The organism is Fibrella musci (genome assembly GCF_041321105.1).
GTDB lineage: Bacteria > Bacteroidota > Bacteroidia > Cytophagales > Spirosomataceae > Fibrella > Fibrella musci.
Map to the genome: position 1 here is coordinate 337,254 of NZ_JBGGWD010000002.1, position 12,850 is coordinate 350,103.

At 53.9% G+C, this 12,850-nt stretch carries 15 protein-coding genes; 6 read left to right on the top strand and 9 right to left on the bottom strand.

Translation table 11 applies throughout. The features are described from left to right. Positions 1-142 precede the first annotated feature (142 nt). The 3 genes from ACAW74_RS07110 to ACAW74_RS07120 all read left to right on the top strand — a co-directional run bounded on the left by ACAW74_RS07110 (position 143) and on the right by ACAW74_RS07120 (position 1,249). Positions 143-412, top strand: coding sequence for a hypothetical protein (locus ACAW74_RS07110; RefSeq protein ID WP_370697501.1), 270 nt, complete (start codon positions 143-145; stop codon positions 410-412). Between the two features lie 61 nt (positions 413-473). Beyond that, positions 474-974, top strand: coding sequence for a YDG/SRA domain-containing protein (locus ACAW74_RS07115; RefSeq protein ID WP_370697502.1), 501 nt, complete (start codon positions 474-476; stop codon positions 972-974). Between the two features lie 65 nt (positions 975-1,039). Further along, positions 1,040-1,249: a hypothetical protein gene (locus ACAW74_RS07120; protein ID WP_370697503.1), complete on the top strand. Its 210-nt coding sequence runs from the start codon at positions 1,040-1,042 to the stop codon at positions 1,247-1,249. A 76-nt stretch (positions 1,250-1,325) separates the two neighbouring features. Here the strand turns inward: ACAW74_RS07120 and panD are convergent, their stop codons facing one another. The 5 genes from panD to ACAW74_RS07145 form a co-directional block, all read right to left on the bottom strand. Then, entirely contained in the window at positions 1,326-1,697 is a 372-nt protein-coding gene (gene panD / locus ACAW74_RS07125) for an aspartate 1-decarboxylase (protein WP_015330104.1), read from the bottom strand. A gap of 93 nt (positions 1,698-1,790) precedes the next feature. Beyond that, the gene (locus ACAW74_RS07130; RefSeq protein WP_370697504.1) at positions 1,791-2,192 is read right to left on the bottom strand and encodes a type II toxin-antitoxin system death-on-curing family toxin; all 402 of its coding nucleotides are present in this window, start codon (positions 2,190-2,192) and stop codon (positions 1,791-1,793) included. Further along, positions 2,189-2,377, bottom strand: coding sequence for a hypothetical protein (locus tag ACAW74_RS07135; protein WP_370697505.1), 189 nt, complete (start codon positions 2,375-2,377; stop codon positions 2,189-2,191). Before ACAW74_RS07135 ends, ACAW74_RS07130 begins: the two co-directional genes overlap by 4 nt. Positions 2,378-2,435: 58 nt before the next feature. After that, complete coding sequence (locus ACAW74_RS07140; RefSeq protein ID WP_370697506.1) at positions 2,436-4,859, bottom strand: TonB-dependent receptor; 2,424 nt, start codon at positions 4,857-4,859, stop codon at positions 2,436-2,438. 98 nt (positions 4,860-4,957) lie between these two features. After that, positions 4,958-5,323 carry a DUF8478 family putative metalloprotein gene (locus ACAW74_RS07145; RefSeq protein WP_370697507.1) on the bottom strand — a complete coding sequence of 122 codons (366 nt, stop codon included), beginning with the start codon at positions 5,321-5,323 and terminating at the stop codon, positions 4,958-4,960. 305 nt (positions 5,324-5,628) lie between these two features. On the opposite strand from ACAW74_RS07145, the gene ACAW74_RS07150 reads away from it, so the two are divergent. Beyond that, a complete protein-coding gene (locus ACAW74_RS07150; protein WP_041257561.1) occupies positions 5,629-5,811 on the top strand; it encodes a hypothetical protein in 183 nt (60 codons plus the stop codon). Positions 5,812-5,880: 69 nt separating this feature from the next. On the opposite strand, the gene ACAW74_RS07155 is transcribed toward ACAW74_RS07150, so the two are convergent. Both ACAW74_RS07155 and panB read right to left on the bottom strand, forming a co-directional pair. After that, a complete protein-coding gene (locus ACAW74_RS07155; protein ID WP_370697508.1) occupies positions 5,881-6,612 on the bottom strand; it encodes an RluA family pseudouridine synthase in 732 nt (243 codons plus the stop codon). A gap of 48 nt (positions 6,613-6,660) precedes the next feature. Continuing rightward, positions 6,661-7,479: a 3-methyl-2-oxobutanoate hydroxymethyltransferase gene (gene panB, locus ACAW74_RS07160; protein WP_370697509.1), complete on the bottom strand. Its 819-nt coding sequence runs from the start codon at positions 7,477-7,479 to the stop codon at positions 6,661-6,663. Positions 7,480-7,612: 133 nt separating this feature from the next. On the opposite strand from panB, the gene ACAW74_RS07165 reads away from it, so the two are divergent. Both ACAW74_RS07165 and ACAW74_RS07170 read left to right on the top strand, forming a co-directional pair. After that, positions 7,613-8,344 carry an MlaE family ABC transporter permease gene (locus ACAW74_RS07165; RefSeq protein WP_015330099.1) on the top strand — a complete coding sequence of 244 codons (732 nt, stop codon included), beginning with the start codon at positions 7,613-7,615 and terminating at the stop codon, positions 8,342-8,344. Between the two features lie 121 nt (positions 8,345-8,465). Beyond that, on the top strand, positions 8,466-9,215 hold the full coding sequence (locus ACAW74_RS07170) for an ABC transporter ATP-binding protein (protein ID WP_015330098.1): 750 nt from the start codon (positions 8,466-8,468) through the stop codon (positions 9,213-9,215). 101 nt (positions 9,216-9,316) lie between these two features. Here the strand turns inward: ACAW74_RS07170 and ACAW74_RS07175 are convergent, their stop codons facing one another. Together ACAW74_RS07175 and ACAW74_RS07180 are read right to left on the bottom strand one after the other, a co-directional pair. Beyond that, on the bottom strand, positions 9,317-10,672 hold the full coding sequence (locus ACAW74_RS07175; RefSeq protein ID WP_370697510.1) for a vanadium-dependent haloperoxidase: 1,356 nt from the start codon (positions 10,670-10,672) through the stop codon (positions 9,317-9,319). 185 nt (positions 10,673-10,857) lie between these two features. Next, complete coding sequence (locus tag ACAW74_RS07180) at positions 10,858-12,834, bottom strand: M1 family metallopeptidase (protein ID WP_370697511.1); 1,977 nt, start codon at positions 12,832-12,834, stop codon at positions 10,858-10,860. Positions 12,835-12,850: the final 16 nt, after the last annotated feature.

Here is a 12,850-nt window from a genome sequence, read left to right on the forward strand (position 1 = left end):
TGCGGGAAAGGTTGGAGACGCAGATGTGCCCGAATTATAACTTTATTAGAATGTATCCGTCGAAAATCATTTTAAGCGGCAGCGTGTTATATTGAGTAGCCCGACTGGTATTTTCCACATTCTCCCCGGCTGGGCTGTGGCTATGAAAAACAGAACAATGCTCTCTGCGGCGCTGACTCTGCTGCTCGCTGCGACACTCTGGAGCTGTGGCCCGTCCTATGTGGGCGTTCGCAGCGGCCCGGCCTATGGTCCTGCGTATGGTTATTATGGCGCACGCCCCTACTATGGCTATCGCCCACGCGTTTATGTAGCGCCAAGACCACGGGCTTATTATCGTCGCCCTTATTATAATTACAGTTATCGGCCTAACACCCCTCGCTATGGCAATGGCGGGCGGCGCGGATGGCGGTAACCTTCATTCGTATTGAGCACAGGATCCCGGTCGGTTGGCCGGGATTTTTTGTTATTGGGTTATGCCTTTGGAAAATAGACAGTCTGCTACGCCACTCGACGACTTTCGGCCCGGCGACACGTTTGCCAATCGGATTGCCCTCTCGCTCAGCGGTCTGCACCGTCCGCGCCGGGCGGGCATCAGCGGTACGTCGGCGCATGGGGCCGATTCGATTATTCTGGCTGGTATGTATGAAGATGACATCGATGCCGGTGATCGCATCTGGTATGCGGGGCACGGCGGCCGCGATCAGAAAACGGGCAGGCAGATAGCCGACCAAACACTCGACGCCTACAACATGGCGTTGCTTCGGAATGTGGCGTCGGGGCATCCCATCCGGCTGATTCGGGGCGCAACCCTTCGGAATGACTATGAGCCTACCGAAGGATACCGGTACGAAGGGCTCTTTCAGGTACGTTCCTACGAGCGAATCCGGGGCAAGGCGGGCTTCTGGATCTGGCTGTTTTATCTGGAGCGGCTGACGACTGAACGAATTAGCCGATCATACACTCGAAAAGCGTAGCCGTCGCATAACGGTCGGCCTACTTTTTGCGTTATTTAGGATACGGCTTCGTAATCGCAATCAACATGAAATTGACCGCTCTGGTACTCCTGCTTACGGCCCTGCTGACGATGGTCGAGGTTCCGGTTCAAGCCTACGCTTCGGCCCCTTCCGAGTTAACGGTGAAGGCTAAAGAAGAAGCTATCTTCAAACGCAAACGAAAAGGTTACCGCCGGAAGCGTGGTTTCCTCTGGGGCCTGTTCCGCAAGAAAGACTGCGGCTGCCCGAAACATTAAAAATAGCAAGGGGCGCGGGGCAGGGATGGCAGGGTGAATGCAAAAACATACCCAGCCACCCCTGCCCCGCGCTATTCTATCCCCGCGCTGCCTGTCCGCCTGTAACGAGCCGATTGTTTTCGTCAGGAAAAACGACCAGCGGCTTGTGGGTTTTTGCCTCGTCGGCCGTTAATGTACAGTAGGCAATGATGATGATGACGTCGCCGGGTTGCGCCCGACGAGCCGCGGCCCCGTTGAGGCAAATAATGCCCGTACCGCGTTCGCCTTTGATGACGTACGTGATCAGTCGCTCGCCGTTGTTGTTGTTCACAATGTGCACCTGCTCGTTTTCAAGCAGCCCTGCGGCGTCCATCAGATCTTCGTCGATGGTGATGCTGCCCACGTAGTTCAACTCAGCCTGAGTGACCTTCACGCGGTGCAACTTCGATTTCATTAAGGTAAGCAACATGGTTCGTTGTTGATGGGCTGTTTTTAGCCCGGCAAAAGTAGAGACAACCCTCTGCCCCACAAAACAAGGCGGCCCCGCGTAACGTTCGGGCGGCTACAAACGTACCGCATTCGCCGCAAACCACGCCCGGCACGCCTCTAAACTCGATTGCCCCGAGGCGACTTGCATGACAAAATCAAACAATTCCTGCTGAGGCAGTTTCTGGTCTAATCGCATTCCATTTAGTTTTAGAAAGGCAAGCGCCGCTTCAAGACCAGTGCGTTTGTTACCGTCGGAGAAGATATGATTACCGATGATGCTGTAACAATACACCGCGGCCTTATCTGTCAGGATTGGATACATAGGTTCACCAAACAGGTCAGCTTGTACGGCGTTAAGTAGATAATCCAGACTTTCTTCGTGCAGATAATTGAAGGGCGGCATAAAATTACCACCATGCACCTCCACCGTTCGCCGATTAATGAAGCAAACGTCTTCTTTATCCAGATAAATCACGCCAGTTTACGGAAGACGGTTTCATACTCAGTGAAGTCTTCTTCGACAATCTGCTCCAGACGCTGACGCTTATTTCGCTGAAGGATATCCGTTACCTCCACGACTAAAGAACTGACGAACTCAGGCTCGTTGACGGCCATTTCAATCAATGCCTGTTTGATCGCTTCTTTATCAACTATGGTCATGATATGCACGGTTTATGCGTGTAAGTTACTCAACGCCAGTCGGCGCGCAAAAGTTGGATCAGAACGGCACCACCACTTTCAGGCTCACGTTACGGCCCATATTGAACACGCCTACCCGCCCGGTCGCATTGTTGACATCGAGGTATTTGAGGCGGCTCTGATGGGCCTGATAGATCACGTCGAAGAGGTTATTGGCCGATAGAAACACCGAGAAGAGCGTTTGTTTTTGATTGCCGGTTACGTCGGCGCCCGCACCCACGTGCACCAGTGTATAGCCGGGCGTAGCGGTTTCAGTATTGTAAGCTGCCAGAAACCGGTCCTGCCGCTGCGTTACCTCTACGTCGAGCGTCGCGTACAGATTGCGGAACCGTGATTTGATCCGGTCGCGCGTCAGGCGGAGTTGGCTCACCCAACGGGGCGCGGGCATAAACGGCAGGTACTGCGCATTTTCGGCCACAGCCGACAGGTTTCGGCCAAATACGGCCGAGTAGGTTTGTGTTAGCGAGAACCAGCGAGCCGCCGCCGGGTTGAACGTCACGGTGCCTTCCATTCCCTGCAAGCGGGCATTACCCTGCGCGTAGCGATACACAGGTACGTTCCCCTGAAACAGCGAATCGATGCCAGCCGCCGTCTGCACCCGTTCCGAGTATACGTAATTCTGAATGCTGTTCTGGAAGAGGCTAAAGTCGACGTACCAGTTCGGGCTTTCGTACGTAAAGCCCAAGTCGCCCTGATAGGCTACTTCCGGCACGGCGTCGAGCTTACCAATCTCGTACCGGAACGTACCTGCGTGCACCCCATTCGACGACAGCTCGGGTACGGTCGGCGCCCGGAACCCGCGCGATATGTTGGCGCGGATGTTGAGCCGGTCGGTAAGCGAATAAACCGCACCCAAACTCGCCGACACGTTGCTGTACGATTTGTCGGCACCCGCAAATCGCTGACTACCCGGCCCCTGCGAACGTACCTGGAAAGCCCCGTCGGCGTCGGCATAAAGCGCCCCAATCTGTAGCGAACGCGCATCATAACGTACCCCGCCGCTGATTTTCAGCTTGTCGATATTCTTCTTAAAAAACACAAACCCGCCCAGATCAAATAGATCGTAGTTGGGGTATAAAGCCTGATAGCCCTGGTTATCCAACGCCTGTTGCATACCGTTACTACCTAGTGTAACCTCCCAATTGTGACGCACCGGCAGGTTATACCGCAAGTCGAAATAGTTAGTGAAGAGCCGTAGCCCCAGCTGAGCCTGATTGGGCCGAACGATATCGGCAAACTCGTCGCGACTGTTGCGGGCGTGGCTCAGGTTGAAGGTCAGCGCGCCGCCGTTGCGGAATTGGAAGAGGTTGTTGAGCGAAACTTTCCCGTTGATCAGGTGCTGCGAATTGTAAGGCAAAAAGTCGCGGCTGTTCAGCTCGCTATCCGTAACAGGGCGGTCGGCCTGTGTACCGTCTACCCGTACAGAGGTGGTGGTGAACCGGCCGGTCAGCGAATCGCGCGTGCCGTTGATGATGTTGAACCGCTGATCGGTCCGCAGGAAATAAAGCCGCGAATAGCCCCATTTCTTATTCAGGCCAATAAAGCCGCTCAAGTCGATCACGTCGGCGTAGTTTGATGCAAACACCCGCCCATCGGCCCGGTTACGGTAGTTGGCCGACGATTTAGTGGATACTACCCCCTGCCAGACAAAACCATTCTGGTTACCAGCTACCTGCACCGAGGCTCCAAGCAGGTTGTGGTTGGTCTGGTAGTTGGTCAGCAGCCGGCCGCGCACTTTACCCTCCTCAACGGGCCGTGCCGACAGGGCCGTGACCACGCCGCCCAGCCCATCTGAACCATACATGAGGCTACCCGCCCCCCGGATGATCTCATACCGGTCGATGGCATATTCGTCGAGTTGAATGCTGTGTTCTTCGCCCCACTGATTGTCTTCCTGCCGGATGCCATCGTGCATGGTGATGACCCGGTTAAAGCCCAGCCCCCGGATAATGGGCTTGCTGAGGCCCGCGCCCGTCGTTACCTGCGACATACCGGGCAGTTTGGCCACTGCATCGATCAGGTTGGTTGAACTTTGTTGCAGCATCCGTAGCTGCGACAGCGCCGTAATGGGCACCGGGCTTTCGCGGATGATCGTCTTGGTAGCCGCGCCCGAGACAATTACCTCTTCGAGCATCTGCGAGCTGTTTTCCATTACAAAATCCTGCGTTGTTTCACCCTGCACCACAACGGTCTGCACCAGTGTTTTGTGGGAAATATAGCTCACCTGCACCGTGAACTTACCGGCAGGCAGGTTCGTAATCCGATAGCTACCGGTAACATCGGTGGTAGCGCCTAACCGCAAGTCAGGCAGGTAAATGGCGGCACCGATAACGGCCTCGCCCACGCGTTCACCGTGTGTAACTTTCCCCGTCAGGGTATTCTGGGCAATACATATAGAGAAAGGCAGCCCCATAAAGGCTACCAGGAGGAGTAACAGTTTCATGCATTCGGGAAGTCTTGGTTGATAGTCAATAGGCCGCAGCACAGGTCAAACCAGTCGTGCCGACCGAACCTGTTCCAACGAGCCTTAAAAGAAGGTGACTAGACCAACGGGGGACCCCGATGCGAAAAACAAGTGAAAGCTGCCGAGTAAACAGACTCAGCCAGAGCGATAGCCGGGGCTGGTAATAACGGCGCAACCGGAGCTACGAAGACAAAAAAGGCTGGCTCGGTGAATGGATAACACGCATCGGTTACCGCATCGAGCCAGACCAGTTCCTGCCGGGTATGGTCATTAGGCTGAACAGGCCCGTTGGCCTTGGGCAGGAAGGGGTGGGCGTGAACGACAATCGTTCCGTCGGGCAGACGGTGCGCGTGGCGGAAAACCACTGCGTTGGTCAGCATGAATAGCTGAACCAGCAGCAGAAGCCGGGCCACCGTGGAACGATATAAAAGTCGATTACGCATAGCTATCGGTCAAATATAGTGCAGCTGCGGTGGAAGCAAGGCTCTTTTAATAAGATACAAGAAATATGAGGTTTTTACATAAAGTATTTTACTTATACCATATTGTTAGTAAAACTTTTTTTGTTTGTAGGTTAGTTAACAATAAAGAAAATAGCATAATTTGATAGTTCCAGTCTTGCATTTGTACTATGTCAAGATTAACTTTGACGTAATAAATTAGTTATACCGTAACAGAATTGGCACGGCATTTGAAATAGAATTCAACGAACTCTTTTTCAGTGCCCAACCCTCAAAAGCCTACAGAGATGAAAACGATCCGTTTGTACATGATGCTGCAGTGGATTCTCTTCCTGCCCATCATTTTGCCTTTGTGCATGGTGTTCGGTGCGTTGCGCGGTGCGGTATTAATGGCCGAGCGTGTCATCGAGCAAATGAGTATCGACGTTAGCTATAAATCGGCAGATTCTTCGGTGCATTCCGAAGCCTGAACAGCCGAAGCCTATATTACAGACGGGGCGACAGCGGAACCGAATGGTTTACGTTGTCGCCCCGTCGCGTTAAAAAATATAGTCCAGGTTTTTGTCTTTGAATTCCTCGTTATCCAGTTCGAGAAATTCCTCCCAGAACCCATCATTAGGTAAGCCCGCCCGCAGAATCAGTGGTTCCTTTTTGACGGGGTGTACGAAATACAAACGGCGGGCGTGAAGGTAAATTTTCTTTTCGGGTACGGGTCGGTCATAGCCATACTTGACATCGCCCCGGATTGGGCAACCCATCGCCGCCAGCTGCGCCCGAATCTGATGCGGCCGTCCTGTCAGGGGTTCTACTTCCAGCAGATAATGCTCGTTGATCTTGCCCAGCAGGCGGTAGCTTAGCTCAGCCCGTTGCGAGCCCGGCACTTCGTAATCGTAGGTCGTTACCTGATTCTTGGCCTCGTCTTTTACCAGGTAATGCACCAGTTTCCCTTTCTTTTCGGCCGGGTGTTGGCGCACCACGGCCCAATAGGTTTTCTGCACCTGCCGCTTCCGGAAGATTTCGGCCATCCGCTCGGTAGCTTTCGAGGTACGTCCGAACACAACCAATCCGCTGACAGGCCGATCGAGCCGGTGAATGGGGTTTAGAAATACGTCGCCGGGTTTGTTGTATTTTTCCTTGACGTATTCTTTCAGCAGTTCCGTCAGCGACGGGTCGCCGGTGCGGTCGCTTTGGACAAGCACCCCCGGCTCTTTATTCACAATTAACAGGTGGTTGTCTTCATAGACCACCGAGTAAGGCAAACGCTTCTTCATAAAAACAAACCTATAGGGTTTTCAAAACCTTATAGGTTTAAGGTCAACTTAGTACGCTTCCGATTCGTTCGGGAAGTCGTTGGTTTTCACATCATCTACGTAGTGGCTGATGGCTTCCTGCATGGCGGTGTGCAGGTCGGCATAGCGGCGCAAAAAACGGGGCTTAAACTCCTTGTTGATGCCCAGCATATCATGGATAACCAGAATCTGCCCGTCGGCATCTGGCCCGGCCCCAATACCGATGGTAGGGATAGCCAACTCCGTCGACACCTGCTTGGTCAGCGCCGCCGGAATTTTTTCGAGTACCAGTCCAAAGCAGCCGATGTCTTCGAGCATGTGCGCATCGTCGATTAGTTTCCGGGCTTCATCCTGCTCTTTGGCCCGTACGGCATACGTACCAAACTTATAGATCGATTGGGGGGTAAGGCCCAAGTGCCCCATTACGGGCACCCCCGCGCTCAGAATACGCGTGATTGACTCCCGGATCTCCTGCCCGCCTTCCATCTTCACGGCATGCGCCCCCGACTCTTTCATGATCCGAATAGCCGACCGTAACGCCTCGGATGAATTACCCTGGTACGACCCAAACGGGAGGTCAACCACTACCAACGCGCGTTTTACGGCCCGCACCACAGAGGTAGCGTGGTAGATCATCTGATCGAGCGTAATGGGCAGCGTGGTTTCGTGACCCGCCATCACGTTGGAGGCCGAGTCGCCCACCAGGATCAGTTCAACGCCAGCGGCATCGACTACGCGCGCCATCGAAAAATCGTAGGCGGTTAGTGCTGAAATTTTTTCACCCCGGCTTTTCAGCTCCTGGAGTGTGTGCGTGGTAACGCGCTTGATGTCGGGGTTATGTACAGACATGTGGGAATGACTTTTCGCAAAGATAGAGTGGGGAAGAACGCAATGGCCCAGAAACCATTCCCGCCCACTGGTCGTTGAGTGCCGTAGGGCCCTGCTGCGCCGTTGTGGCCAACTGCCCTTCTTTTGTTTCTATATGGTTACCCTTGGTCGGTACTTTATCTTTCTGGGTACGTTGTTTCGCAATCGCGAACGCCTGTCCGTATACATGCGCCTGATCCTTGACGAATGCGTCAGCATCGGCGTCAATTCCATCTTCATCGTCTCGATCGTCGCCTCCTTCATTGGCGCCGTCACCTGCGTTCAGACGGCCTATAACCTGGATAACCCGTTTGTGCCGCGCAATATTATCGCCTTCATTGTGCGTGACAGTACCATCCTCGAATTTGCCCCGACGATCAGCGCCATTGTACTGGCTGGCAAGGTAGGGTCAAACATTGCGGGGCAACTAGGCACGATGCGCGTGACAGAGCAGATCGACGCGCTCGAGGTAATGGGCATCAATTCGAGTTCATACCTGGTTTTGCCCAAGGTGATCGGCGCCATGTTTATGTTTCCGTTACTCACTATTATGGCCGCGTTTCTGGGCATTGTGGGTGGCTACATCGCCGGTATGCTGACCAATGTGATTTCAAACGAAGATTTTCTGGCAGGTCTTCGCCTCGATTACAATCCCTTCGGCATAAAATTCGCCCTGATCAAAACGGAAGTCTTTGCGTTCCTGATCGCCACGATTTCCGCCTATCAGGGCTTCAACGTCAGCGGCGGTGCGCTTGAAGTAGGTAATGCGTCGACCAATGCCGTAACAGCCAGCTGTATATCGATTATCATTGCCGATTTCGTGCTCACGCAGTTGTTATTGGCGTAGATCACCCCCTCCCTAAAGGGGGTCTTTCGGCGCAGTTGTAGTGTCGTCCGCTCTACCGTTGTGCATCAACAATACGCATGCGCAAGCAAAGCTCCCTTTAGGGCGGGGGGTGTTTTGACTCATGATTGAAATCAAAAACATACAGAAAACCTTCGGCGACCGGCAAGTGCTGGCGGGCATCAGCGGGCAATTTCAACAGGGCGAGACCAGCCTGGTTATTGGCGGCTCGGGTACGGGTAAAAGCGTATTGCTGAAATGCATGATTGGCTTGGTGAAGCCCGATGAAGGCGAGGTGCTCTACGACGGCCGTAACTTTCTGACGAGCCACGAAGACGATATCAAGGCTATCCGCCGCGAAATGGGTGTCCTTTTTCAGGGATCAGCGTTGTTCGATTCGAAAAACGTGCTCGATAACGTCCGCTTCCCGCTCGATATGCTTACCGAGATGAAGGAAGACGAAAAGCTCGACCGCGCCCACGCTGCCTTGCAACGGGTTGGGCTGGAAAATGCCGAGCAACGGATGCCGTCGGAGATTTCGGGCGGGATGAAAAAACGAGTGGGTATTGCGCGGGCTATCGTAATGAACCCTAAATACCTGTTTTGCGACGAACCCAACTCAGGCCTCGACCCACTCACGTCGATCAAGATTGATCAGCTCATCAAAGAGATCACCGACGAATACAAGATCACCACGGTCGTGATTACACACGACATGAACTCGATGATGGAGATCGGTGAGAAAATCATGTTCCTCTACCAGGGCAAAAAATTGTGGGAAGGCAACAGCGAAACCCTCCCCCACTCCGACGTAAAAGAACTGAACGAATTCATCTATGCCAACAAGCTATTGCGCGAGATGGAAGGGAAGTAAGAATATGTTCAATGTCCAAGGTTCAAGGTCCAATGTAACTGGTGCAGAAACGTGTTCTGATCGCTACGTTAGACTTTGAACCTTGGACATTGAACGAATGACTATTTCGCCGCAACACCCTCTTTGCGGGTTTTGGCCCGAACAAGTACGTGTTGCCCAACTTTCGCCCCCATGGCAACCCCATTATCCAGCGCCGACCGGTAGTGAATCCCACCATACAGGCGACTAACCGATGCTTCGTTGGCAGCGTCGTTGAAGGACTTGAACGAACGTACCCCGTGGCCGTATTTATATTCCGTCGAATCGGTAAAGGCGATGTTATCACCCATCAACTGAGTCAGCACAGTAGCAGCGGCAGATGAGATGGTGCTGTGCCCGCTTGGATATTCGGGGAACGGCGGCGTTTGCAGGAAGGGGGCCCACTTCGGATCGATCGATTTGTTGATGACCGTTTCGGGCCGGACGGTTCGGCTACGGTACTTCTCATCCCAGCAGGCAATGAAGCCATCAGCCAGCGCGAAAGAGGTCAGCACATACGCCTCGGCCATCCGCATCAGGTCCAGCTTTTGCTGACGACCCACCGTTTGCGCAATCGCCAGCCAGTGACCACCCGGCGTCATTTTTTTGGAAGCGTACATCACGTGCCCGGCTACGTTCATCACAAAGGCATTGTCATCCCAGAAATAGGCAATGTCGTTTTGCTCTTTGGTTAGTTTCCTACCGGTTTCGTATACTTCCATAACCTCTTTCTCGTACGGGCTACCTTTGGCTAAACTGTAAGCGTATGGACGCGGGGGCATAAACTGATTGCAGGTATCCATTGTCCAGCAGCGGATGTTGTTCCACTTCGGCTCGGCGGCATCCATGTAGGCTGGCGGGGTGGGCACCCAGGTGCCATCCTCATTGGTGACGGTGTGTTTGAAACCCCGCGTCTGTTTGTAATGGTCTTTGGCGGCAAACTCGAGGATATTTTTAGCTACGGCCTCACCATAGGCCATCGACCGTTCCCGCACGTCTTCAGGCACGCCATCGGCTTCAAACTGTTTGTAAAAGTCAGGCTCGAATTCGTCGTAGAAATTGGCCGAGAACGTCAGCGCCCGCGCTACCGTTAAGAACGCCTTGGCACCAGCGATTGGGTAGCAATACTCCTGCCCGGCTTCAGGCTTGGCGGCATTGCTGAAGCCCTTCATTTTACCGCTCAGCGACTCATAATTGGCGTTGAAAGGGGCCATTGCCTCGTAACCGGCCAGGGTAGCATAGCCATAGATACGGCTGGCAACCGGCGGCGAGAAAATGTCGTGGATAACTACCTGCGTCAGCTTGTCCAGGCAGGCATTATATCGTTCAGGATTGCTGGCTTTGGGCATGTACTCGGCCGGTGACGCCGATTTCTGGCAACCCGCCAACACCAACAGGCACAAGGCAAACAACCCGCCAAGAAGCCGTGATTTCTTCATTTCTATAATTGGTTAAACAAGAGTACCGCACCGGCGAACCGATCTTACAAAATTAACAAAATAAAGAGGGATCGTGAAAGTCTGGGCATAGCAAAAGCGGCCATTACCAAGCTGGTAATGGCCGCTTTTGTATAAAAATCTAAACCTATAAGGTCTTGGAGACCTCACAGGTTTGATAGGTTTGCCTAATTCCCCTGACTAGTTGCTTCACCTTTCCAAACGTTGTTGCGTGGATTGTAGTCGGGCAGTTTCTCGTCGGGATCGATGGTGACCCGGCTGATCGGCGCGGTTGTGTTGGCGCGAAAGCTCCACGTACCGCCACGTTGCCACACTTCCACGGGCAGGTTCACCCGGCTCTTTTTGCCGTTGCTTTCCTGAATCTCGATCACCGCCGGCATCGCCAGTTTGTCCAGATTTTCAATAGTGATCACGCTCCCTTTCTCGGGCGATTCGGGATACTGCACATTCTTAACGGCCTGATCGAGCTTCCAGGTTTCGAAGAACCAACCCCGCCAGAACCAGCCCAGGTCTTCGCCTGCACCATTTTCCATGCTCCGGAAGAAGTCGTGCGGTGTGGGGTGTTTGAACGCCCACCGGTTTACATATTGCCGGAAAGCGTAGTCGAACCGCTCGGGGCCGAGAATGCTTTCGCGCAGAATGCGCAACCCCATACCGGGCTTGTAATAGGCCAGGATGCCCAGTGCCTGCGCCGGTTGCACATCTGGAATGGTCAGGATGGGTTCTTTGGGTTGATACAGGGCCGGAGCCACATCGTGCATAGTGCCACGCTCCCGGTTGTATTCGCCTTTGTTGAAGGCCGCCAGCGACAGGAAGTTGATGAAGGTATTGAAGCCCTCATCCATCCAGGCGTACTTCCGTTCGTTGTTGCCCACGATCATTGGGAACCAGTTGTGGCCAAATTCGTGGTCGGTTACGCCGAAGAGCGCGTCGTTCTTATCACGGTGGTCGCAGAAAACGATACCGGGATATTCCATACCGCCTACGATACCAGCCACGTTGGTAGCAACCGGGTACGTGTATTCGTAGACGTACCCAGAGTAGAACTCAATGCTGTGTTTGACGTACTCCGTCGAGCGGTTCCACGAATCGTTGGTCGCGCTTTCGGCTGGGTAAACCGACTGAGCCAGTGCCGTTTTGCCACTCGGCAGATTGATTTTAGCGGCATCCCAGACAAACGCTTTCGACGAAGCCCAGGCAGCATCGCGGGTGTTGGTTACGCGGAACCGCCACGTTAGCCGCCCCGATTGCTTGGGCCGCGAGTTGGCGTTATTTACTTCATCTTTGCTACGAATCAGAACGGTTTTGTCGCTCTGCCGCGCCTGCGCCAGCCGCTTGATCTGTTCGGCGGTGAGTACTTCGGCAGGGTTCAGCAGTTCGCCCGAGCCCACGACGATGTGGTTCCAGGGTACGTTGACGGCGTATTCGATGTCGCCGTAGTCGAGGTAAAACTCGCCCGCACCGAGGTAAGGCAGCGTGTTCCAGCCCTGGATATCGTCATATACGCACATACGCGGGTACCACTGCGCCAGTTCGTAGATGATCCCGTCGCGGCGTTTCACCTGCCCCATCCGGTCAGAACCGTATTCGGGAACTTTGAATGAGTACGTGATTTTCACCTTCACCACATCGCCACCGGGCTTCATGGCTTCGCTCAGCTTCACCTGCATCCGGCTGTCGGTCAGCACATAGTTGGCGGGCGCAAACTTCTTGGCACCCTGCTCCACCTGTACAGCCGTAATTCCGAAGCCACCGTTGAAGTCTTTATTTCCGAACCGGCCACCTTGGATGGGCGTCGTTTTAGCTGCCCGCGAGCTATCGCTGAATGCATTCTGATCGAGTTGCAGCCAGAGGTAGTTGAGCGATTCGGGCGAGTTGTTCTTGTAGGTGATCTCGACTTCGCCCATCACGACGTTCTGCTCGTCGTCGAGGTTAACGTTGATTTTATAATCAGAGCGGTTTTGCCAGTAACGCGGCCCCGGCGCGCCGCTGCCGGTCCGGTAGTCGTTGCCCGGCTGCATGTTGAACAGCGGGTGAAAAAGGGCTTTCTGGTCGTAGCCCGCGGTGCCACTGGTTGACGAAGATGTCTGTGCCAGACCCTGCCAGCTTACAAAGCAGGCGGCAGCGACAAGTAGTTTTTTCATTGAAAACAGCGTTGCG